The organism is Pseudoalteromonas sp. MBR-15 (assembly GCF_053628915.1).
This window is the reverse complement of sequence record NZ_JBRJHH010000001.1, coordinates 479,722-502,189: the sequence shown is the minus strand read 5'-3', so window position 1 is coordinate 502,189 and position 22,468 is coordinate 479,722. Positions and strand designations below refer to the sequence as shown.

Annotated in this window: 21 protein-coding genes; 4 read left to right on the top strand and 17 right to left on the bottom strand. The window is 40.8% G+C overall.

Annotation, left to right across the window (positions count from 1 at the left end; translation table 11 throughout):
- Nucleotides 1–109: 109 nt before the first annotated feature.
- Entirely contained in the window at nt 110–1,942 is a 1,833-nt protein-coding gene (locus ACSSVW_RS02105) for a serine hydrolase domain-containing protein (RefSeq protein WP_454178740.1), read from the bottom strand.
- 204 nt (nt 1,943–2,146) lie between these two features.
- Nucleotides 2,147–2,995 (bottom strand): DUF6279 family lipoprotein, encoded by an 849-nt coding sequence (locus ACSSVW_RS02100; RefSeq protein WP_454178739.1) that lies wholly within the window; start codon nt 2,993–2,995, stop codon nt 2,147–2,149.
- Nucleotides 2,996–3,540: 545 nt separating this feature from the next.
- Between ACSSVW_RS02100 and ACSSVW_RS02095 the strand changes: the two genes are divergently transcribed.
- On the top strand, nt 3,541–4,263 hold the full coding sequence (locus ACSSVW_RS02095; protein ID WP_036972801.1) for a tetratricopeptide repeat protein: 723 nt from the start codon (nt 3,541–3,543) through the stop codon (nt 4,261–4,263).
- 19 nt (nt 4,264–4,282) lie between these two features.
- On the opposite strand, the gene ACSSVW_RS02090 is transcribed toward ACSSVW_RS02095, so the two are convergent.
- The 13 genes from ACSSVW_RS02090 to ACSSVW_RS02030 form a co-directional block, all read right to left on the bottom strand.
- A complete protein-coding gene (locus tag ACSSVW_RS02090; protein WP_454178813.1) occupies nt 4,283–5,698 on the bottom strand; it encodes a coniferyl aldehyde dehydrogenase in 1,416 nt (471 codons plus the stop codon).
- A gap of 134 nt (nt 5,699–5,832) precedes the next feature.
- A complete protein-coding gene (locus ACSSVW_RS02085) occupies nt 5,833–7,263 on the bottom strand; it encodes an SLC13 family permease (protein ID WP_227006889.1) in 1,431 nt (476 codons plus the stop codon).
- A gap of 57 nt (nt 7,264–7,320) precedes the next feature.
- Nucleotides 7,321–8,280: a porin gene (locus tag ACSSVW_RS02080; RefSeq protein ID WP_421420525.1), complete on the bottom strand. Its 960-nt coding sequence runs from the start codon at nt 8,278–8,280 to the stop codon at nt 7,321–7,323.
- 205 nt (nt 8,281–8,485) lie between these two features.
- The gene (locus ACSSVW_RS02075; RefSeq protein WP_454178738.1) at nt 8,486–9,856 is read right to left on the bottom strand and encodes a sigma-54-dependent transcriptional regulator; all 1,371 of its coding nucleotides are present in this window, start codon (nt 9,854–9,856) and stop codon (nt 8,486–8,488) included.
- The gene (locus tag ACSSVW_RS02070; protein WP_454178737.1) at nt 9,853–11,592 is read right to left on the bottom strand and encodes a sensor histidine kinase; all 1,740 of its coding nucleotides are present in this window, start codon (nt 11,590–11,592) and stop codon (nt 9,853–9,855) included. Before ACSSVW_RS02070 ends, ACSSVW_RS02075 begins: the two co-directional genes overlap by 4 nt.
- Before the next feature lie 22 nt (nt 11,593–11,614).
- The gene (locus tag ACSSVW_RS02065; protein WP_454178736.1) at nt 11,615–13,597 is read right to left on the bottom strand and encodes a TonB-dependent receptor plug domain-containing protein; all 1,983 of its coding nucleotides are present in this window, start codon (nt 13,595–13,597) and stop codon (nt 11,615–11,617) included.
- Between the two features lie 204 nt (nt 13,598–13,801).
- Nucleotides 13,802–14,074, bottom strand: coding sequence for a CBU_0592 family membrane protein (locus tag ACSSVW_RS02060; protein WP_036972808.1), 273 nt, complete (start codon nt 14,072–14,074; stop codon nt 13,802–13,804).
- 152 nt (nt 14,075–14,226) lie between these two features.
- The gene (locus ACSSVW_RS02055; RefSeq protein ID WP_036972993.1) at nt 14,227–14,478 is read right to left on the bottom strand and encodes a hypothetical protein; all 252 of its coding nucleotides are present in this window, start codon (nt 14,476–14,478) and stop codon (nt 14,227–14,229) included.
- 43 nt (nt 14,479–14,521) lie between these two features.
- The gene (locus ACSSVW_RS02050) at nt 14,522–14,926 is read right to left on the bottom strand and encodes a DUF1761 domain-containing protein (protein ID WP_036972810.1); all 405 of its coding nucleotides are present in this window, start codon (nt 14,924–14,926) and stop codon (nt 14,522–14,524) included.
- Between the two features lie 151 nt (nt 14,927–15,077).
- A complete protein-coding gene (locus ACSSVW_RS02045) occupies nt 15,078–15,611 on the bottom strand; it encodes a response regulator transcription factor (RefSeq protein ID WP_454178735.1) in 534 nt (177 codons plus the stop codon).
- Nucleotides 15,608–16,816: an ATP-binding protein gene (locus ACSSVW_RS02040; protein ID WP_454178734.1), complete on the bottom strand. Its 1,209-nt coding sequence runs from the start codon at nt 16,814–16,816 to the stop codon at nt 15,608–15,610. Before ACSSVW_RS02040 ends, ACSSVW_RS02045 begins: the two co-directional genes overlap by 4 nt.
- Before the next feature lie 17 nt (nt 16,817–16,833).
- Nucleotides 16,834–17,238, bottom strand: a complete 405-nt coding sequence (locus ACSSVW_RS02035) for a nuclear transport factor 2 family protein (RefSeq protein ID WP_036972813.1) — start codon at nt 17,236–17,238, stop codon at nt 16,834–16,836.
- A gap of 11 nt (nt 17,239–17,249) precedes the next feature.
- Nucleotides 17,250–18,557: a metal-dependent hydrolase family protein gene (locus ACSSVW_RS02030; RefSeq protein WP_036972814.1), complete on the bottom strand. Its 1,308-nt coding sequence runs from the start codon at nt 18,555–18,557 to the stop codon at nt 17,250–17,252.
- A 152-nt stretch (nt 18,558–18,709) separates the two neighbouring features.
- Here ACSSVW_RS02030 and ACSSVW_RS02025 point away from each other — a divergent pair, with 152 nt between their 5' ends.
- Together ACSSVW_RS02025 and gloA2 are read left to right on the top strand one after the other, a co-directional pair.
- Entirely contained in the window at nt 18,710–19,783 is a 1,074-nt protein-coding gene (locus ACSSVW_RS02025; RefSeq protein WP_065979118.1) for a ketoacyl-ACP synthase III, read from the top strand.
- Between the two features lie 78 nt (nt 19,784–19,861).
- Nucleotides 19,862–20,248 carry an SMU1112c/YaeR family gloxylase I-like metalloprotein gene (gene gloA2, locus ACSSVW_RS02020; RefSeq protein WP_454178812.1) on the top strand — a complete coding sequence of 129 codons (387 nt, stop codon included), beginning with the start codon at nt 19,862–19,864 and terminating at the stop codon, nt 20,246–20,248.
- 3 nt (nt 20,249–20,251) lie between these two features.
- Here gloA2 and ACSSVW_RS02015 read toward each other — a convergent pair whose 3' ends face one another.
- Together ACSSVW_RS02015 and ACSSVW_RS02010 are read right to left on the bottom strand one after the other, a co-directional pair.
- Nucleotides 20,252–21,613: a leucyl aminopeptidase family protein gene (locus tag ACSSVW_RS02015; RefSeq protein WP_065979117.1), complete on the bottom strand. Its 1,362-nt coding sequence runs from the start codon at nt 21,611–21,613 to the stop codon at nt 20,252–20,254.
- 88 nt (nt 21,614–21,701) lie between these two features.
- Nucleotides 21,702–22,112 carry a hypothetical protein gene (locus ACSSVW_RS02010; protein ID WP_036972817.1) on the bottom strand — a complete coding sequence of 137 codons (411 nt, stop codon included), beginning with the start codon at nt 22,110–22,112 and terminating at the stop codon, nt 21,702–21,704.
- Nucleotides 22,113–22,216: 104 nt separating this feature from the next.
- On the opposite strand from ACSSVW_RS02010, the gene ACSSVW_RS02005 reads away from it, so the two are divergent.
- Nucleotides 22,217–22,372 carry an oxidoreductase-like domain-containing protein gene (locus tag ACSSVW_RS02005; protein ID WP_454178733.1) on the top strand — a complete coding sequence of 52 codons (156 nt, stop codon included), beginning with the start codon at nt 22,217–22,219 and terminating at the stop codon, nt 22,370–22,372.
- The last annotated feature ends 96 nt before the right edge of the window (nt 22,373–22,468 follow it).

The window sequence follows — 22,468 nt, the reverse complement described above, 5'->3', positions numbered from 1 at the left end:
AGCACACGCTAATAACAGAACCGGCTTAAATATTCAGTTCAAAATAAAGGTATTGCTCTGCTGTTACACAGAGCAATCACTACTTACTTCCTGTATTTTAGGGGCATATTTAACCCCATAAGCGAATGGGCATTAACCCCCATATCGCCAACACACAACACCACTGTAAAACACAAAACAGAGCAAACCTGTTTAACAGCTTAAGCACTGGGGTATGAGTTGAATAAAATGAGCGCCATAACCCAAATATCATCGCAATCGGTAGCAAAGCAGTCACGACCGTCAGTATTAGACTTGCTAGTGTCATATCGCCTAATGCCATAAAAGATTGTCCAAAGAAAAAAGGAACCGGCAAAAACAGGAGCAGCGTTGAGAGGAATGGCACAAACATCATCGATGAATAGCTTAATTGTCGTTTAAGCGTACACACAACACCGTACATAATAATCCACACGAGGCCACTTAAACCCGCTATTACGCTCAGCCAAATAGGCACAATTTGCAAAACACTTAGCTGTTGATATGTTCTAAAACCATAACTGATACCTCGTCTTCCATCATCTAGAGTAACGAGTACATGCGAAGTTCGCACCTTATCTTCAGCACGAAATAGGTTTCCTCCAACGGGGTGTAAATATTTAGTCGCGCTTTGAAAAGGTGAAAACACCAATGCCTGTTCATTCCAACTTACGGTTACAAAATGCAGCACGTAATCCAAATAAGCAAAGCTTTCAAATCGACTAGGGGCCAGTACATATATCCCCTGCCAATCATGTATGTTAGCGGGAGCCTGAGCCTGTGTTGTTGGCCTCTTTTTATTTATGTTTAATGCTTCAATTAGGAGATTATCGAACTGTTTATAATTGGCAGTTTCTACATCTGCATTAAACGCAATGAAAAAAGCCTTTTGTTGCTCAGGAAAAAGACAGAAGTTTGCTTTATAGCCTATCGTCGAGCCACTATGGCACTTACCAACAACATTGTGCCTGTCTCTATTACTTAATCCGAGCCCATAACCTACGTCGATTAACCCTGCAGATACAGCGTCTGTTGTCGTTGGTGTGGCCATTGCTTTAAGTAACTCGTGGTGAATAAAAACGTTGTCACCTATTTTACCATTGCCCATCAGAAACTTAGCAAACAAGGCCATGTCATAAGCTGATGTAGTGAACTGCCCCGCTGGGCGAAGATACATTGGCAACGCGGCTTGCGATACGCCATTTTCAAAATGCCCCATCGCCAGCGCAGGATCTTTATATGGGCCTACTTGGGATACAAAATTAAAAGTACTGCTGTACATTTCTAATGGCTGTAAGAGATGTTGATCTAGATAATCTTCGTAATTTTGACCTGTGACTTGCTCAATAACCATGCCTGCCAATGTATAACCGATATTTGAATATGAAAGTCGACTACCCGGTCGACTTCGCACTAACAGTGAATTTTGCGATAAGCCAACTTTAAGCATGGCTTTCGGCTGTGCATTCATAGACATAATCTGCCAAAGCCGTGCATCATCAAGTCCAGATGTGTGGTCGAGTAAGTGTCTTACACGCACAGGATCACGTGATGACCACTGATTATCAAAGTTAATACTTGGCAGAATTTCTGCAACAGGTGTATCAAGCGTAAGCTTTCCCTCAGTTACTAAGCGAAGGATTCCTGTCGCTATTAACGTTTTAACAATAGAGGCCGTCTGAACTTTGCTTTGCGCAGTAAGTGGTTTACGGTTTTTCGCCTCTGCAAGTCCTGATGCACCTATGGTGATTTTTTCAGGTGTGGTCGTTGACCAAACAACGCCCACTAACCCCTCATTATTAATGGCGTTTTCAATTTTTCGATGAAGAGAGTTATTAGTATTAGGCTCATTAGATAGCACCGAAAATGACATTATTAACAAAATAACGCCACTGATAGGTATCCTTTGATAAAGTTTATTCATTTTTTTCCTTTTTAATATGATCTTATTGTTTTTGTTTTTCACACTAAAAAAGCCACTTCTGACCTTAGAATTAGCGGGTAATAAGATGACACGATTATATGCGCGTAGTAGGCACATATAATGCGCCTATTTTTAGGTATTGGACGTATATTACGCTTTCATTCTCAACACGTAATACGGCTAAAATTTGACGAAAATAAAAAACTAATCATTGATCAACGCTGTCACTTCTTCGATCAGATCATTAAATTCATTGCGTACATTTTTTTTCTGTTTTTCTGTTAATGTGGATTTAAGTGCTAACAATAGTTTCACGTAATTCTCTAAATTTTTGTCGTCAGCGTTAATAAGTGCTTGGCTCATGAACGCAATTCGGTCGTTAATAATAACCGCAAGTTGTTGATCAAAATCGGCGGGCTTGGTTTCTTGTAAAAATAACGTTTTAAGTGCATCTAAACGTTTTTGTTTGTACTGCATCCAGAGCAAAAAAGTATCGACACGCTGATGAGTGAAATCGACAACCAATGTTTTTTGTTCAGTTGATAACTTTGTACCAAGCCACTCTTTATAGGTATCAAGGTTGTCGTCTAAACGCGCTTTATCATGTTCTGCTGGCGTTTTTTGTTCATGCTCTTCATATTCATCGTTAATGTTCTCTTGTAACGCAGCCACAAACTCAACACGCTGCTTGTAAGACAAGGTATTTGCTAATGCAATTAACTCAGGTTCAAGTTTTGTCACTAATGTTTGCCAATGCTGTTTTGCAGCTAAGAAATGGGTTTTTAATTCATCATGACTAACATTTTTATCAAGTAATGATTTTAAATGTTCGAGATCACGCTTGTACAAAGGCAATTGCGTTTCTCTGTGCCAATCACGGCTAGTTTGGACTATGTGTTTAAACTTATCTGCTTGGTCGCTATTCAGGTCCACATAGTCGTCTATCCAAAACCCAGACAACCAGCCAAGGTTGTTATAGGTAAAGCTAGGTGAACATCCTGCAATGCCAAGCAATATGCTAAGTGCAATTAGGTACTTTGCTATTTTTTTCATTTGTATTTGTAAAATCCTGTTCCTGTCTAATTACTTTAGCAAGTTGATAGAGAGTGTAAATATGCAATGCCTGCATTTTAATGAAATTAATTCTCATTTAACTATTGACGAACAGTTAAACCTAAGTAATAATCGTTATCAACAACTTGGTTCGCTAAACTTTTTATACCGCAGTTTCAATACCTACAAGGGTTTGATGCTGTTCCACCAAGTTTGTTCAAGACGTAACTCTTGAATGATGGTTGCTTCCTCGACCCGAGCACCGACATAAAACGTTACACTTTACTTGCTACATTGCTCATATCGGTGACGGTAGATATGACCTCAAAAAGCCCACTCTGGGCTTTTTTTATTTCTTTAGTTTTTCTATTAAAATCTGTATCTTAAGCCTACTTGTTAATTACTAAGCGTGTCGGTGTCTATAAATTAGGCATTTGCAGTAGTTGGGTCTAAACTAACAATATGTTTTGCCCATTTGCTGATACGGCAAGGCTTTTATCAATACCCTAATTATTGATATTTAAACACACATTTGGAGGCAGACTATGATCAAGCCTAATTTAAAATCACTATTGCTAAGCAGCGTGTTACTTCTTTCACCGTTTGCCAATGCAAGCCTAGAAGATGCTCAACTCGCAGCGAATGAAGGACGTTTTGAAGAAGCACTTCAAGAATTTAATTACCTTGCAGATCGTGGCTATGCACCCGCTATTTATGAATTAGCTAAAATGTACGAAGGTGGGTTCGGTGTTCAGCGTGATTACCGTAAAGCAGCAGAGCTTTACCAAAAAGCCGTTAAGCAAGTTCACGCAGATTCAATGTTTGCACTTGGTGTACTTTACCAAGAAGGTAAAGGGGTAAAACTAGACAAAGAGAAAGCAATATCACTTTACGAAATGGCAGCGCAAAAAAACCACCCTGCAGCACAATATAATTTGGGTGTTATGTATGCCAATGGTGAAGGTGTTTTACAGGACTACCGCACAGCAATGAGCTGGTATCAAAAGGCTGCTGCAAATAACTTTACGCTTGCGCAGTATAATATGGCGTTAATGTATTATGATGGTTTGGGCGTTCCAAAAAACCTTGAAAAGTCATATATTTGGAACACGATTGCTGAATACAATGGCAATATGGATGCCAGTCATAGTCGTAAACTTGACGAGCGAAACATGATGCCAGCAGAAGTTGAAGCTGCAAAAGAAAAAGCCGACGCTATTTACGCAAAAATACAAGCGGGATTGTACGCCCCTGACGGTCGTTTATAATGACACGGAGTACTTGCGTCTATCGACGCAAGTACATCCATTTTAATAGCGTAATAAGCAATTTATTTTGCTTAAGCAATAGCTGTGTTCTTGGATTAAATTTACCAGATACCAACGTATTTCTGGCATGACTAAAAGTTTTAAACCCTTCTATTCCATGGTAGTGACCCATTCCTGATTCACCAATCCCACCAAAAGGAAGCTGATCTGCGGTCACTTGCATCAACACATCATTTATTGCCAAAGTGCCACTGCGAATCGACTGACTCACAAACGAAATCCTCTCTTTATCGTGGCCAAAAATATACAATGCTAAGGGATGAGGGTGACTATTTATATAGTCAATAACCTGTTGCAATGATTCATAGCTCATTATCGGCAGTAATGGGCCAAATATTTCATTTTGCATCACGTTCATCGCATCATTAACTTGCGTCAATATATGCAAACCCAAACGATGTTTTAAATCGTCATATTGATTCTCTTCAAGCGGCTTAAAAATCTGAGCCCCTTTATCTTCAGCATCCACTAAATATGATTTTAAACGCTGATATTGAGAGTCAGAGACGATTGAAGTTAGGTTTTTTCCCTCAACGCCGTCTTTAAAATGCTGTTTATAGAGCTCACATAGCTGCTGCAGTAATTGATGCTCATGTTTTTTTGGTACGAATACATAATCAGGTGCAACACAAATTTGCCCTGCATTATTTAGCTTGCCAAACAGCAATGTTTTCGCCACTGATTTTATATTCACATCGTCAAGAATCACAACCGGTGATTTACCGCCAAGTTCTAAAGTAACCGGTGTTAAATGCTGACTCGCTGCCTGCATCACCTTACGACCTACTGTTGTGGAGCCTGTAAATAATATGTGTGCAAAAGGCAGTTCACTAAACGCCGCAGCAACCTCGCTCTGCCCTTCAACAATATGGCAATGCGATGCTAACTCACCAGAAAATATATCCTTTATAATCTCATTGGTATGGGGTGTAAATTCGCTGACTTTTAGCATCACTCGATTACCTGCCGCTAATGCGGTAATGACAGGAACCAGTGCGAGCTGTATAGGATAATTCCACGGCGCAATAACACCGACAACACCTTTTGGCTGATAATTAATATGAGCCTTAGAGGGCCACAAACTAATACCCACACCACGCGACTCATTGCGAGCCCACTTGGGCAGCCGTTTTATTGTGTCACTGATGAGTTTTACTGTCGGTAATAAATCACCCAGTACGGTGTCAAAAGCAGTGCGATATCCAAAATCTTTACTCGTCGCCGCAACAAGGGCTTGCTCGTTAGTAATCAGGCTATTTTTTATCTGTTTTAAAATGCTAATACGCTGCTCGATTGGCAAATAAGGTTCAGCCAAAAAAGTACGATTGAGTTGCTGGAATTGAGAATGTAGAAGTCTTTGAATATCTGTCAAAATGTGATCTCTTGAATAGCGACAAATTCAACTATAGCGATCAATAATAACCGCCGCAACTTTCATAGAAGTAAAAAAACAGCGCTCAGGGTGAGCGCTGTTGTTGGTTGGAATAGGTTGGATATTATAAATGTATCTTAAAAACCAAACACAGCGGCCGCGATGGTCATTGTAATTAGCGTAATCATCGCAATCGCAATGATATTAAGTGCAAAGCCTGATCGGATCATGTCACGCATTTGAATTTGCCCCGACCCAAACACAATGGCATTAGGAGGGGTTGCAACAGGCATCATGAATGCGCAGCTACATGCAATCGCTGCAGGAATAACCCACACTAAAGGCGTTCCAAATACAGATTCAGCAACCGGACCTAATAGCGGTAAGAAACCAGCGGCAGTTGCGGTATTACTTGTGATCTCAGTTAAGAAAGTAATCAATGTTGCAACAGCCAAGACACTCAGTACTAACGGAATCACACTTGCACCTTCAATCATGTGAGCGATGTACTCTGCTAAGCCTGATGATTTAATTTGCGCAGCAAGTGTTAAACCACCCCCGAACAGTAATAACACGCCCCAGGGCACTTTTGCTGCACTTTCCCAATCGAGAATACGCTCGCCATCCCCTTTATTAGCTGGTAACACAAACAGCAGTAAAGCAGCAGCAATCGCAATGCCTGTATCCGATATTTTTAACCCTGTTGAGTCAGCCAATAACGGTCTGAAAATCCAACACACTGCAGCAAGTACAAACACTATTGCCACGCCTTTTTCAGCACGCTGCATTACGCCAAGCTCTTTAAGCTGGGTTGAAAATAATGATTTAGTATCTTGGCTCGCATCTTGCGCGCACGGTGTATCCACTTTATAAGCAAACTTAGTTAACCATACCCAGCATAAAATAAGCATAACTGTTGCAAGCGGGACACCTACTTTCATCCACTGTGCAAAACCAATATCAATTTTATAGCTATCTGATAAGTACGCTGCCATTAATGCATTTGGCGGAGTACCAATCAATGTGGCAATACCACCAATGCTCGCACCATACGCGATAGATAGTAATAATGCTTTGCCAAATTGGTCGTTATCAGGATTAGATTGCTTTACTAACATCGTGATCGACATAGCAATCGGTAGCATCATCACCGCAGTGGCTGTATTTGACATCCACATTGATAAAAATGCCGTCACCAACATCATCGCTAAAATTTGTAGGCTAGGTTTCGTTCCCGCACGAAGCATTGTATTAAGTGCTATACGTTTATGTAGCCCCCAACGCTCCATCGCGATAGAAATTAAAAAACCGCCCAAGAATAAAAAGATCAAAGGGTGAGCATACGGTGCTGCAACCCCTTTGATTGCTGCAATACCAGCAAGAGGTGATATAACCAGTGGTAATAATGAAGTAGCTGGAATTGGCACAACCTCACTCACCCACCAAGATGCCATCCAAAATGCAAGGCCTGCTGTTCTAAGTGCGGGTTCACTCATCCCTGCTGGTGGGTCTATTAAGCATGTTAATAGCATCACTAATGGACCCAATAAAAGCATCACAGTGGTCATCAACGGACGTTGCTCTGTGCCGTCTTTTGTTTGATTAACTAATGACATACCGACTCCTTAAAACTTGTACTTAAGGCCAAGTGCAATGCTGTTATCTGATTCAATATCAAGGTCTAAATCAGTATAGAATAAGTATGCAGTTGTTTGTTTATCAAATACATAGTCAACACCTGCTGTCCATTGTTTACCTTCTTCAGCATGGCGAATTTTAGAGTCGTCTTTTACGTATTGTAATTTAGGGACCCATTTATCAATTGCATAGCTTGCACTTACAGCATAACCATTGCCTTCTTTAGTCCCGTCTGTTGATTCACTACGTTGAATTAAACCGGCTAACTGAAGATTTTCGTGTTTCCACGCTGCGACAACGCGACTTGCCGTTAATTTATTAAGGGCATCAACATGACTGATTGCAACATAATAATTAGCTGATTTTAATGCACGGTCACCATAAATAACGGTTGCAGCAAACCCTGACTCATCATTACTGCTATCGTCTTTTGGCGCGTATGTTAACGCTAATGAAGCACCCGCATATGTTTTAGAGCTATAGGTAATGGTGTCGCCAATCCGGTCTTGCCCTGGGATCAACTGCGCAATATCAGCTTGTGTTTCGTTAAAACCGTCAAGTTTGCCTTCTGAATATTTAAAGCGCGTGTCATTACGACCAACGACGACTTCACCAAAATCGCCCGCTAAGCCTAAATATGTATTACGTGCTGAGAATGGCTCATTAGTATCATCGTGTTCAAAGCCTTTTACTTGTACTTCGTATTTGAACACAGCTTTTAATGATTCAGTGAGTTTATGACTGCCCTTGATGCCTATACGAGAAAAAGGTGCATCAATTTGCGTACCTTCATCAGCATAGCGCATCACACCAGTATCGGTGTTGGCTATTTGAACTTCGGCTTTTCCATATACAGCGTAATCAGCAGCCATAGATGAGCCTGCAAAACACGCTAAAATTATACCCGCTGCAACGCGAGTTTTTGTATAAGTTACTATTGTTGTCATTATGCGCCCCTTTATATTAGGTTCAAATTGTTGTTCCTAACACTAGAGGCAAGTTAATTGCCAACTCACACAATAAATTTAAAAAACTTAAAATACATATAGTTATGATTAAATCAATTTATTGGCATTGTTTTTATGTGCGGATTTCCACACATTTTTTAAGATGCGATGTCACTTAATCCACCCACACCCACTTTGTGATTGCTTAATCCTTGAACATTTCACGATTAATACCGTACTTACTCATTTTGTCATAGAGTGTTTTACGGGCGATTTGCAGGGTTTGCATGGTATTTTTAATACTGCCATTGTTTCGCTCAAGTGCTTCTTCAATCAGTGACTGCTCATAAAAACTCATTTTTTCAGCGAGACTGAGATCTTGGGCGAGTTGGATTTCGTTGTTACTATCATTATTAGTGGCAAATGCTAAGTCAGAGCCCAACAAAACAGCGCGTTCTGCTTGGTTTCTAAGTTCACGCACGTTCCCAGGCCAATCGTAGGCTAACAAACGTTGTTTAGCTTCGCTATTCAGTGTTGCAGGTGGTTTATGGAATCGAGTCGCCGCAATGGAGCTAAAATGTTTAAACAGCAACGGTATATCAGCTTTACGATCACGTAACGCAGGGATACTCACTTTAACGAGGTTCAGTCGATAATAAAGATCGGCTCTAAACTCACCCGCTTCGACTAAAGAAAGTAAATCAACCTTGGTTGCTGCAACAATACGCACATCAAGATCAACAGCATGATTGTCACCAACGGGAGTAACTTTTCGCTCTTCAAGCACGCGTAATAACTTAACCTGCAAACTTGCTGGGGTCGATTCTATTTCATCTAAAAATACCGTTCCCCCTTTAGCAAATTCAAACTTACCTTGTCGTGATTGTGTTGCCCCCGTGTACGCGCCACTGGCTGCACCAAATAACTCACTCTCAATTAACTGCTCAGGAATTGCGCCACAATTTATGGCAACAAAATTTGCTGATGAACGATTACTTTGGTCGTGGAGGTAGCGAGCAACTAGCTCTTTTCCGGTGCCTGTTTCGCCTTCAATTAATACATCTGCTGGCGTATCAATCACGGCATTGAGTAAATGCATCATCTGCTGCATTTGTTCGGTTTCACCCAAAATTCGCACACCTGGTGCTGATGTTTTTTCGACAGCAATTTTCAATGCACGGTTTTCCATCACCAACGCGCGTTTATCGCATGCTCGCGCAATGCAATCTAATAGCTGCTCAGTTAGCGGCTTTTCAAATAAGTCATAAGCCCCTAATTGCATGGCTTTTACTGCAACAGACACGTCTGCAAAGCCCGTTAGAAAAATAACCGGTAGTTCACTATCAAATGCCTTAACTTGTTCTAAAAAGGTTAAACCATCCATCTTAGGCATATTAATATCGCTTAATACAATCCCCTCAAAACGACGACTTAGTTTAGATAACGCCGCCGTTGGTTCGCTAAAGCATTGCACCTGATAGCCTTCAATCTCGAGCAGTTGCTTTAATGAATCACGGATCACCGCTTCATCATCAATAACGATCACCTGTTGGCAGGCATTGGCAACTAAACTCATGAGGTTTCCTTATTGCTTTGTAGTGTAATAATAAACTGTGCGCCCCCTTCAGGGCGGTTATGGGCACTTAATCGACCATTGAATGAGTCGATAATTTGTCGGGAAATAGACAGCCCTAACCCCAAACCATTGCTGGTTTTGGTACTGTAAAATGGCTCAAAAATACTGCCTAATGCATGTTGGTCAATGCCTGGGCCTGTGTCTAGTATCGAAAACTTCACTCTGTCGTCAAATAATTCAAGCTCAAAACTCAATTCGCGTTTTTCACATTCAGCCATCGCTTGGCTGGCATTGGTGATTACATTCACTAATACTTGTTCAAACTTTACACTGTCGACCCATACCGTGATAAGTTCTGAGATGTCGGCTGTTTTAACATCAATATCATCTTGCTTTAATTGAGCACTGGCGATCATTAATGCATTTTTAAGCATCCGCGATAAGCTCTGTTCACGCAGTTGCGTTTGTGCAGGCTTACTAAAATGCTTAAGTTGAGCAACGATCTTATGCACACGCTCAATGAGCGATTGCACCAATACGAGGTTTTCTGATGCTTGTTCAATATTGCCTTTCATAAGCAGTCGCTTTGCACTGACTAAATAAGTGTTCATCGCACTTAATGGCTGGTTTATTTCATGATTAATACCCGCACTTAACTGGCCTATCGTAGCCAGCTTAGCAGCTTGGACAAGTGCCTTTTGCGCTTTTTCGAGTGCATGCGTACGCTCTATCACTTCTTGCTCAAGACTGTGTCTTGAAAATAAGAGTTTTTTATAACCCGCAAAACGAACCATACTCATGTGTATGAGCACGACAACTATCATATAAAACACACTAAACCACAGTAAACGTGGTATTTGTGCAACTTCTAAACCGCTTATATCTACCAGCACGCTGGCCTTCGCATTAATAATATCGATGGTTTCGAACGCGCTAATAAATCGCACTCGCTTATTATTTATTTCGATGGTTTGCTCAGCCGTATTATCACTTAAAGGCCTAGAAGTATAAGCTAATAAACTTGGCGTATGTGATAGGTATCGCCTTGAACTTACAAGCGTTTCCATTTGCTTTTCGCTAAGCGCTTTTAACGAATTTAAACGCCAGCTTTGCACATCAGACATCACGATAACACTGTCTTCAAGAGAAATATGAAAGTGCGTACTGTCTGACGCATTTAGCAATTGCCTGTCTTGCTCAAACTTTTTTGCATTCACTTTTAATGTCACGACGGCAATAACTTTACCGTCTGCAATAACCGGTTCAGAGAAGTATATACCCCGCTCACTTGAGCGCATTCCTAGTGCAAAGTAAGCAACTTTTTCACCTTTTTTCGCTAAATAAAAATACGGCCTAAACGCAAAGTTACTGCCAAGAAAGGTGTAATCGACTTGCCAATTACTACTGGCCACAACAGAGCCAGATAAGTCCATTAAATAAACATCTGATGCACCACTTGCACGCTGGATATCTTCAAGATAATAATTGACGGCTTGTTCACCAACACCTTGGTTAGTTACAAACGTTTTTACTAAATCATTAGCACTCACTAAGGCAGGGATCGTTTGAAACCGTTCAAGTTCACTTGAAAAATAGTGACTTAATTGCACCGCTTGCACACGGCTTAATTGACTGGCTTTTGTGTAATCGTGTTGTCGACCAATGTAAAAAACCAATACAAGCAGCAAAATTAAAACAGCACCTGCCGCAACTAACTTTTTACTTAATGATGACATTCAGACCTTAAACACGACACTGCTAGAAATTGATTTGGTAGTGTAGCGATAATTCTTCTGTTGTACCAGCGACAGAGCCATTCTCAACACGTGGATCAAACACGTTATAGTTTTTACCCAATACGTTTTCAGCTTTAAACATTAAATGACTATGCGTATTCAATTGCCATTTAACCGTGCCTCCTAATAAACTGTAAGCCGATTGGTTAAACTCATCACCGTTTAATAAAGCCGCATTCACTTGGTCACGCCATAAAATGTTTAGGCTTAGCTGCCAACTATCGTTTAAGTTATAACGGGTTACTAAGCTGGCAAAGCGTTTAAAACTGGCATTTATCGGCTCATGGAAATAGTGTGTATAGGTTCCCATAAGCGCAAATTTTTTATTATATTGCCATGTAGCATCCAGCTCTAAACCATGGTTATCAGTGTTGAGTGAGTTTTCAAAAGTGAACAGTGTGTCACTGCCTTGAAAGGGCACAGTCTCAATAAAGTCATTAAGTTCATTATAGAAAAGTACCGCATTTGTTTGAAGTGTCGCGTTTTGATAGTGCCAAACAAGTTCAGTGGTTTTAACTGACTCAGATTGTAATGATGGATTACCTTTTGTCACAGAGTCATTAGAAAAAAGTTCATTCGTCACCGGTGTTCTGAACGATTCGCCATATTGAAGCTTTAATGTATGTGACTGATTAATTTCGTAAATGCTTGCTAATCGAGGTGATAATTTACTGTCGATATCTTTAACATCATCATAGCGTGCCCCTATAAAGAACGTGAACGAGTCAGAAAATGGAATCTTTAATTGCCCGTAAGCACTCACCGTTTCAAAGGTATACTTTAATGACGCAAATAAAGGAAAATCTTTAATACGTACAATCCCATTTTGATAATAAGCAGGCGCGAGGATAACTTGTTGTGAGTCACTATCATAATAGTTAGTACGTACATCGGCTTTTTGCTGCTTTGCCTCAGCATATTCAACGCCTGCAGCTAATTGCCATTGATTATCAAACTGATAACTTAATTCCGTTGAAAATTTACTGTCAGAGGTTTGCCAATCGGGCCCTAATAAAAAGTCTGGCATATCGTCAAATTCAGCAATCAACCCAGCCGTTGATATTGCATGTTTACTGTAAGAGTAATGACTATCTAGCTTGAATTTATCGGTATTAAGCCAATTATATTTAATGCCTATAAACGTATTATCACTGGTGTGTTGGTTTTGTTTAGAATAACCGGCAAGATTTAAAAACTCATCAAGTTGCGTTTCATTGTAACGTGTATGAAGTGAAAGTTTTTTATAATCTAACCCTGCCTCAATATACACCGCTTTTAGAGGGTCTTTTACGTCTTGTGGGTAGCGTTCACCCGATTTACTTTCGTATGATAACGTCGCATACGCCGACACCGTGTCACTAAAATGCTTATAAAACTGTGCTGTTGCTCCGTAACGACCATTGTTGCCTGCTACAGCCTGTAATGCATTACGCTCTTTTGTCGTGACAATATTCATCACACCTAAAAAGGCGTTACTACCGTATAAAGCAGAGCCCGGCCCACGAATAAACTCTATTTTTTCTATTACCTCAATGGGTATGTAAGGCATGTAGACAGAAGCCTTACCAAATGATGATTCATTGACGCGCTCACCATTGATCATCACCAACACATTACCACTATCTAGGTACACTCCTCGGGCATGATCTTTAGGCACAGCCCCTACCCAATCACCGCGGGTTGATTGCATACCCGCAACAAAATTCATCACTTCATACGCATTATCAACTCCGAGCGCTTGAATTTGCTGACGGCTAAACACGCTCATTGTTGAAGGAACTGATGACAGGGTTTCCGCTGTTTTACTCGCAATATCAACGTGTACATCGAGTAAATCTTCAAAACTTAATGAAAATAAATCTTCATCTTCAGAAGCTTCAGCGCCGAATAGCGCTGTTGGAGAATTTGCGATTAAAAAAAGTGTTGAACATAGTAAAAACTTCATGCTGCGAGACACCCGTAATAATGATTAAATGTTGCACTGCAACACTCTGTTTACACTATTAATACAAAAGATGGGTAAGCTTGCAATCTTTTTATACCAATTCACTTAATTTTATACAGTCTTTGACGCTCTGTACTTGGTGTAATAAAAAAGCCCATGTACTTTATAGTTATGGGCTACTGTCTCATTAGTTTAACGTCTCAATTAGCTAAACTGCTTAACACGCTCACTGCGCTTAGTTTTAAGATATTTGTATAAGCCAATCAATGATGCCGCAATCCAAAATATTTCAATGACAAAGCTGGCCAAGTTAAAGTTATAACACAAACTAATTAACAGCAGCACCGCGCCAGTTAAGTTCATCATGTTATACACAAGCCCTGTCGGGGATGCTTTATTTAGTTGTAACATGAAAAAGGCACCTACTACCAAGAAAGTACCCGTCATACCAATAATATCAAATAAAAGTGCTATCACGTACGTGAATCCATATTGTTCATTTGTTTATACCCAAACAACTGGCCCAATCCATGGGGAGGGTTGTTTTCATTCATTGAAACAGCAAACCGAACAATGGTATCAAAGCAGATAACTTAAACGAGGATAAATGTCCGCATTCTATGTATAAGCTACTTATGCGTCACTTTACCGCCAATAATTTTTAATGCGGGTGTGCCTCTTATCATTGTTTCGCGGGCAAAATGACGATGGCACTGCGGGCAAACCCCCGTCTGTGCTGTAAAATTTTGGCTTATACGTTCAACAAAGCACTTAACTAATGCACCTTTGCCGCCTTTGCGGTATTTAAATAATTGGCACTTGCACTGACTACAAAATATATCAACGGTTTTCGTCGGGCCTTTTTTATTGGGTTTAGCCATAAACTCCACACTAAACGCGATTAAAAAACGCATGCTACCATGTCTATGGCCAAAGCCCCAAAACCAAACCCGTTAAAGAGAACTGTAAAATAGAATAGCCAGCGTTCACTAAAAACAATTTAAGGGGTCGTTGCTCAAAAATATAACCAATGCCAAGTGCGCAACTTACCCAACATAAACCGATTATAAACCCTGTGCCTACGGCAACGCCTACATTAACATTGCTACCAATAAATAAAGATAAACTTAAAGCAATTAATAGGCACAGCACAAAACTGCCACCAAACACCATGACATGATTGATTTGCTGAAGATCAAGCTCTGTTAAACCGCAGCTCTCCATCCAAATGCGTTTAAAAAACCACGGAGAATACCAAACAGCCCCAAGAAGAAAAGAAGCAAGCGCAGCAAGAAATACGGCAAAAAAATTCAGTTGAGAAAAATCCATACACCAGACTCATACAACCAATAGGGTTAATTTGACTTTAGTTAAGGAATCCCAATGCAGCAAATCAAATGTGACGAGTGGTATTTCGTTCTAATACTAAATACCTTTTTTGTGTTGTGTGACTTAATTTAACAATACTTAAATATCATCTTTATTGCTGAGCGGGTTTCTTTTGAAGTTTACGTTGTAAGGTTCGCCTGTGCATGTTCAACTGCCTTGCTGTTTCAGATATATTGCCATGATTACGATGCAATACGTGTTGAATATGTTCCCATTCGAGTCGTTCTGGCGACATTATTTGTGTTTGCGGCAGAGTATGAGTAGATTGCTCTGCCTCACTGCCCTCAAGTAATGTTCTCAGTAACGATACAAAATCGACGGGTTTGGGTAAATAATCATCTGCACCGAGACGAATCGCTTCAACCGCACTGGCAATACTTGCAAAGCCTGTTAGCAGGATAATACGTGAACGCGGAAATTGCTGGCGCATTGGCTTTATTAACGTTAAGCCATTTTCATCTTTTAACTTTAAATCGACTAAAAAATGACTGGGTGAAAAAGCACTACAAATGTCAATTGCTTGCTGACAACTGTGGGCAAGCTGACAACAAAAACCATGTTTTGTAAAGCGTCTGGCTAGCGTGTTGGCTAGATTAATGTCGTCTTCGATTATTAATAAATTCATACCACTTTCAGGGTGATCGTAGCTACAGCCCCCTGCTCTTTATGATTACTCACTGTAAGTGAGCCTTCTAAGCGTTCCAAAGTCACATTAGAAAGCATTACTGCCATCCCCATACCATGTTGACTCGGCATAAGTTGACCCCCTAATACTGCCATTTGTTGCTCACTTAAACCTTGACCAAAATCACGTAAAGATAAAGAAACCGAATCCGCGTTAAACTGCCAACTAGCTTCTATGTGAGAGTGCTGCTGATTGTTTGCTAATACTGCATTTTGTAGCAAATTCAAAATAGCGGGTAATAACATTGCATCACTCAGAATAGTGCATTTAGGTGGTTCATTTAACCATTCAAGCGTGTGTTCTGGATGATGTAATAATGCAGCATCTGCTATTTCTTTTTGCAGCACATCGACCGGTATTATTGTTTGCGTTTTACCTGTTCTAAGCGCAGATGATAGCGCTCTAAAATGCGCTAGTTGCTCATTGCACTGCTCCAATGGCTTGGCCATTTCTTGTATAATGGGGTCGTCAGCTTGCTGCTCTTTAAGCTCTTCATAAAGAAATTGCAGGTTTGCTATAGGACTTGCTAACTGATGGGTAATTTGTGCAGCTGCACCATCTAATGTTAACAATTGCTCGTGCCTGAGCTGCTGCTCTCGGCCTCTTGCTATAGTGGCATCGCGTGCTTTAATCGTCCGATTTAGCGCACCGATTATAAATGCAATTACAATCACACTTATCACGAAGTTAACCCACATCCCAATAAAGTGATGAGTCATGTCGATTTGATGCATACTGTGATCAGGCATTTTAAACAGCAAATAGCTATACGCCGCGATAGCAAGCCCGGCTATATAAGCTAATCCTTTACCATTAACCGACACGGCAGCAATCATAATTGGTAAAAGTAACAGCGACACAAATGCGTTCGTGGCGCCCCCACTCAAAGACAACAATATTGATAAAAATAAGATATCAGCAGTCAACTGCATCAACACGGCAATCGGTTTCGCGTGGTTCACTTTGCGATACGCTAAAATACTGAGCAATTGGAACAGTGCTTCTACACTAATCACAGCCACTAAAGGGAAGATGGCAACTTGATAATCAAATAAAAAATATACCGAAACAACAGCAAAAAATTGCACAGCAATAGCTGCACTTCTTAAAGTAAGTAAGCGACTAATCGCCGGATCAGTTTGCATAAAAAGCGTTAAGAGACTTAATCGTCATCCATAGAAATAGTAAAGGGAGCGCAAGGTGTTCCTTGATGAAACACCATTTGCCATTGTTGACCATTAAAGCGCCATAGCGACATGCGAATTGAATAATTAAACTCAGCACGGGCGGAACGCCTAAAAGCAGCTTGATAACTCAATTGGGCAATCTCATCACTCAGCATCCGCCCTTTAAAGTGTTGATTATAAAACTGAGGAACGACTTCAGTCGGTAAACGTGTTAAAACCTGAAACTTATTAAACGACGTGCCATTAGCTGAAATTTCAATAAAGTCATCATCGAGCAACGCATCGAGTGCATCTGCAGACTGACGGATCTCAGGTTCTAGCAATTGCCTTTCAGCCTCAATGAGCTGATTAAATAACGTTGCTTTAATTTTACCGCTCATCGTAGTTACCCTTACTGTTTGAGCACGTCTCCGCCTTTCATAACAAAGCGTACATTTCTAAGTTCACTAATGTTATCAAGTACATTCATATTAACACTGATAATATCTGCTTGTTTACCAACACTCAAGTCACCAAGGTGCTCGCTTTGCCCTAATAATTTAGCGGCCTCGACAGTGGCTGATTTTATTGCTTCTTTTGGTGTCATGCCATAATTAACAAGTAGCTCAAACTCTTTTGCATTATCACCATGCTTTGATACGCCTGAATCTGTTCCAAATGCTATTTTAACCTTATTTTTTAACGCTAATTTAAACGATGCCTCCATTTTTGGAGCCACAAACTCAACTTTATCAGCAATTGCTTTTGGCATGTTGGGGTTTTCTAATACTTCTTGTTTGACTGTAGCACCTGCGAGTAATGTTGGGATTAAATACGCATCTTGTTTCTTAAATAGCTTCACAGTGTCTTTATCTAAAAAAGAGCCATGTTCAATTGAGTCTACACCCGCTCGTAAAGCCGCTTTGATACCTTCTGTGCCATGTGCATGTGCAGTAACTGGGCGACCTAAATGATGAGCCGTATTAACGATTGCAGTAAGTTCATCATCGGTAAACTGCTGATTAACACCGGCAGCTGTATTACTCAACACCCCACCCGTGGCAGTGATTTTAATGACATCGGCCCCACTTTTTATTACATCTCTTACGGCTCGAGTACAATCATCAGCGCCATTACACACGCCTAACCCACCGCCAATGGCTTGGCTAACATCACGGCGGTACCCGTGCATATCGGCATGCCCTCCCGTTGGGGTAATCATATCGCCTGCCGCAAAAATTCTTGGCCCAGGTATATCACCCCGCTCAATTGCACGCTTTAATGGAAAAATAACTTGATAACGGCTACCTAAGTCACGCACTGAGGTAAAACCTGCGTCGACTGTGCGCTTTAAATACTTGAGTGAACGCAGTGCATCATCCGCTTCATACTCAGTTAACCACTGATGGGGGTTTCGCTTAGTATCTCGTTCAAATGTTAAGTGCACATGCATATCGATTAAACCGGGTAGCACCATCTGATTTTTTAAATCAATAATCGTTGCATCTGTAAGATTTAATTGCTCTTTAGTTAAATAACCAGCTTCAATTGCTGTAATTTTATCGTTTTCGATCACGATGGTTTGTTGTTGTTTTACAGCTTGCTCAACGCCGACCAACATTTTCCCTGCATGGATCAGCAACGTGTCAGCATTCACTGAAAATGTGCACAAAGAAACCAGTACCGATAAGGTGCCTATTTTTAGATTTATTTTTTTCATATTCGCCTCATTTTTATACTAGGTTTAACTTAAATACCGAGTAAAAGCCATTATTTGCGACATAGCAGTGTGTTACGCTAGTCTTAACAAGTGAATTTTGATATAACTTCGGCAAAATTTTAACAAGTCTGACCACATAAAGAGAACACATTATGTCTTATGCCCAAATCACTGGCTGGGGTAAATGTATACCACCAGCAAGCATTAGCAACGACGAAATCAGCAATATCGTTGATACTAACGATGAATGGATCACAACGCGCACGGGTATTAAGTCTCGTCGTGTAAGCCACGTTAGCACTGCTGATTTAGCAACTGTCGCTGCAAAACACGCACTTGCATGCGCAGGTGTTGATGGGAAAGACATTGATCTTGTTTTACTCGCAACATGTACCCCCTCAACAATGGTGGCTAATACAGCCTCACTTGTACAAAAGAATATTGGTGCGGTGGGTGCAGCAGCAATGGATACAAACGCGGCATGTTCAGGCTTTTTATACGCACTACAAGCAGCTACTGCACAAATTCGTGCTGGTATGATCAAAAAAGCGGTGGTTATCGCAGCAGAGCGCATGACCTGGTACATCAATTGGGAACGTCGTGACAGTGCAGTATTATTTGGTGATGGTGCGGGCGCTGTTGTATTAGAAGCGTCTGATACTCCATCTGGTTTATTGGCAACTAAAACAGGCTGTGATAGCGAAGATCGTGATATTTTGCATATCGAAAATTTTGGTAGCGATCTTAATAAGTACGCGCCAATTGGCCCGTCTAACTTATTATTTGAAGGCCGTGAAATCTTCAAACGTGCCGTTAAAGGAATGAGCGAAGCGTGTGATGATGTGCTTAATCAAGCGCAGTTAAAACTTGATGACATCGATGTACTTGTTCCGCACCAAGCAAACTTACGCATTATTCAAGCTATTCAGCAGCGCTTAAAGGTGGCTGACGAAAAAGTAATGGTCAACATTGCTGATTACGGCAATACATCAGCTGCAACAATTGCAATTGCGATTTGCGAAGCTGTTGAGCAAGGCCTTATAAAACCAAACTCGAATATTATGTCTGCGGCATTTGGTGCCGGTTTAACGTGGGCTGCAAGCTACATTAAATGGGGCGAGCGCGTAACGCCTATCTCAATTTCAGACGCAAGCCTTCCACCCTGCGATAAAACAGGCTTAGAACTTGTTGCGCCGGCTGTTGCAGCATGTAAAGCGGCTGAATAACAAGCTATATATTGTGAATTAAGCGCGGCAATTGTCCGCGCTTTTTTGTTTCAAGGATACTGTTGATATATGAAAACAATCGGATTATTAGGTGTTCACCATGTAGCGATTATTTATAGTGATTATGAGCATTCAAAACACTTTTACACTGAAATTTTAAAATTGCCAATTATCCATGAGCAGTACCGAAAAGAACGTGATTCTTACAAGCTAGACCTTGCACTGCCAGACGGCAGTCAAATAGAATTGTTTTCATTTGTAAATGCGCCCACAAGACCAAGTTATCCTGAAGCACAAGGACTGCGCCATTTAGCTTTTAAAGTGGCCAATATAACGGAAGCTAAACAGTACTTAGAACAACAAGGTGTAGATGTGGAAGATATTCGTGTCGATGAAATCACCGGGAAGCAATTTACGTTTTTTGCTGATCCCGATGATTTACCGTTAGAGTTGTATCAAATATAACACTTATTGAAAACGGTCTTGTAGGTAATTAAATACAGCACGAATACCGAGTGCTTCCCCTCCCACAGGACGACCAGGCAATGGGCGTAAGTTCCACGCCATAACGTCAAAGTGAACCCAAGGCGTAGTCGGTTCGATAAACTCTTTTAAGTAAAGTGCAGCAGTGATAGCTCCACCAAATGGGGTTGATGCACAGTTCGCAATATCAGCCACATCACTCTTTAATAACGCTTTGTATTGACTGAATAAAGGCAACTGCCAAACGGGATCAAAGCACTTTTCTCCGGCGCTCATCAACTTACTGGCTACCTCGTTATCGTTCGCAAAAAAGCCTGGCAGTTCAGTACCAAGCGCAATACGACACGCTCCTGTAAGCGTTGCAAAGTCAATAATAAGATCGGGATTGTCGTTTTGTGCTTCTGCTAACGCATCACATAACACTAAACGCCCCTCGGCATCCGTGTTATCAATTTCAACAGTGATACCTTTTCGGGTTTTAATAACATCACCCGGTCTGAATGCATTACGCGATACAGCATTTTCTACAGCAGGAACCAAAACACGTAAACGTATCGGCAAGTTCGCTGCCATAATTAGCTGCGCTAAGCCAATGACATGAGCTGCGCCCCCCATGTCTTTTTTCATGTTGCGCATGCCCGAGCTTGGTTTTAAGTCTAAACCGCCCGAGTCAAAGCACACCCCTTTACCCACAAGGGTAATTTGAGGGGCATCTTTTGCGCCCCAGCGTAAGTCTAACAAACGTGGTTTGTTTTCACTTGCACGGCCAACCATGTGAATTGTGGGATAATTTTGCTCAAGCAACTCATCGCCAACCCATTCACTAAACTCACCATCAAAATTATCAGCTAAGTCAGCCATCACTTGTGATAAATGTTGTGGCATCATATCGGCTGCAGGTGTATTTACGAGATCGCGTACTAAATTTATTGCGCTTGCGAATTCAGTCAAGCGCTTGGCAAGGCTTTCATCACTGATAGCAAGTTGTGCTCGTGGCGATGGTTTTTCTTTATATTCACTAAACTCATAACCACCTAACATAAAGCCAAGTGCAACCTGTTCGACAAAGGCACTGTCACCCTGAATTTGGTAACAACCAGCCGGCAATTTAGTCGACAAGTCACCTGCAAGCCAAAAATCGTTAATATCGTTTACAAGGCAATACACATGAACCAAATCACCAGATTCACTGTCAGCTACGAGCGCAAGCCCCTTGTTTTTAAAGTCGCAATTACTTAACCAGTTTTGCAAAGCTTGCGGCTGTTCAGATAACCACGATGCTAAATGCGTTTTTTCAATGAAAGAGAGCGGAATACCCGTAGAAGAATGACGAATTAATGAACTCATTAAACGACTCAATATAAAGAAAAGGTAATTAAGCATACCAATAACTTGAGCTAAAGGGTATAGGCGAAATCAGATTGATAAACGCAGCTTACTTGTGATCTTTTTCTTCGGCTTCTTCTTTTGCAACTTGCTGATCTATCTCTTTAAGTGACTTATTGATATTGAATGAACTCGGAAGAACATCAACACCAACCCACTGCCCTAGTTTTACAACTAGCGGAATCGTAATGGGTGCAAAAGGCAATACAGCAAACACACCCAGCCCAATCCCTTTTAGAATATCTAAAAATTGTTCATTGGCCGTATGCAGCTCTTCTTTAGTTGCGTGGCCTTGTGTATAACGTCTATAGATTTGCAGCATTTCTTTGGTTTCTTGCTTTTCTTGGGCAAGTGCGATTTTAAGTGCCACCATAGCGCGCTTAAAGCGTAATTGCTGACGCTTTTTGGTAATTTTAGCCACTCGAAATGGGGCCCGATGAATAACTTTATATAATCGCATTCGGTTATTTTCACATAAGCATCTCACTTCACAAAGCATAATTTACTTATAGTAGATTTTGCTTTACCCTTCGCACACTTTTCTTAACTCGTTTTATTTTTTAAATGTGCCAAGATCGCCACTTAAATGAACCTAAGCCACAAAAGCCTGCGCCTGACGAATGTTGTGGAGGCGGTAGTTGTTGCCCGTGTGTTTGGGATGAATATCGTGAGAAATTACGACAGTGGCAATTAAAAAACGAATCAAAGCAAAATAATTAAACCGTTCCAACTCAGTTTTAGTGCAAAATACGAACAAACAATCACTAATTTTAATTTTTTTTAGCTTCAACAATAAATTCTGACCTCCTTTAAGAA

Bases quoted from the DNA above. Each gene is read 5' to 3' on its own strand.
- ACSSVW_RS02050 (WP_036972810.1), bottom strand. From the start codon at position 14,926: ATGGATTTTTCTCAACTGAATTTTTTTGCCGTATTTCTTGCTGCGCTT.
- ACSSVW_RS02100 (WP_454178739.1), bottom strand. From the start codon at position 2,995: ATGAAAAAAATAGCAAAGTACCTAATTGCACTTAGCATATTGCTTGGC.
- ACSSVW_RS02005 (WP_454178733.1), top strand. From the start codon at position 22,217: ATGTGCCAAGATCGCCACTTAAATGAACCTAAGCCACAAAAGCCTGCG.
- ACSSVW_RS02015 (WP_065979117.1), bottom strand. From the start codon at position 21,613: ATGAGTTCATTAATTCGTCATTCTTCTACGGGTATTCCGCTCTCTTTC.
- ACSSVW_RS02030 (WP_036972814.1), bottom strand. From the start codon at position 18,557: ATGAAAAAAATAAATCTAAAAATAGGCACCTTATCGGTACTGGTTTCT.
- ACSSVW_RS02065 (WP_454178736.1), bottom strand. From the start codon at position 13,597: ATGAAGTTTTTACTATGTTCAACACTTTTTTTAATCGCAAATTCTCCA.
- ACSSVW_RS02010 (WP_036972817.1), bottom strand. From the start codon at position 22,112: ATGCGATTATATAAAGTTATTCATCGGGCCCCATTTCGAGTGGCTAAA.
- ACSSVW_RS02105 (WP_454178740.1), bottom strand. From the start codon at position 1,942: ATGAATAAACTTTATCAAAGGATACCTATCAGTGGCGTTATTTTGTTA.
- ACSSVW_RS02035 (WP_036972813.1), bottom strand. From the start codon at position 17,238: ATGAGCGGTAAAATTAAAGCAACGTTATTTAATCAGCTCATTGAGGCT.
- ACSSVW_RS02085 (WP_227006889.1), bottom strand. From the start codon at position 7,263: ATGACCACTGTGATGCTTTTATTGGGTCCATTAGTGATGCTATTAACA.
- ACSSVW_RS02080 (WP_421420525.1), bottom strand. From the start codon at position 8,280: ATGACAACAATAGTAACTTATACAAAAACTCGCGTTGCAGCGGGTATA.
- ACSSVW_RS02025 (WP_065979118.1), top strand. From the start codon at position 18,710: ATGTCTTATGCCCAAATCACTGGCTGGGGTAAATGTATACCACCAGCA.
- ACSSVW_RS02070 (WP_454178737.1), bottom strand. From the start codon at position 11,592: ATGTCATCATTAAGTAAAAAGTTAGTTGCGGCAGGTGCTGTTTTAATT.
- ACSSVW_RS02095 (WP_036972801.1), top strand. From the start codon at position 3,541: ATGATCAAGCCTAATTTAAAATCACTATTGCTAAGCAGCGTGTTACTT.
- ACSSVW_RS02040 (WP_454178734.1), bottom strand. From the start codon at position 16,816: ATGCAAACTGATCCGGCGATTAGTCGCTTACTTACTTTAAGAAGTGCA.
- ACSSVW_RS02055 (WP_036972993.1), bottom strand. From the start codon at position 14,478: ATGGCTAAACCCAATAAAAAAGGCCCGACGAAAACCGTTGATATATTT.
- ACSSVW_RS02075 (WP_454178738.1), bottom strand. From the start codon at position 9,856: ATGAGTTTAGTTGCCAATGCCTGCCAACAGGTGATCGTTATTGATGAT.
- ACSSVW_RS02045 (WP_454178735.1), bottom strand. From the start codon at position 15,611: ATGAATTTATTAATAATCGAAGACGACATTAATCTAGCCAACACGCTA.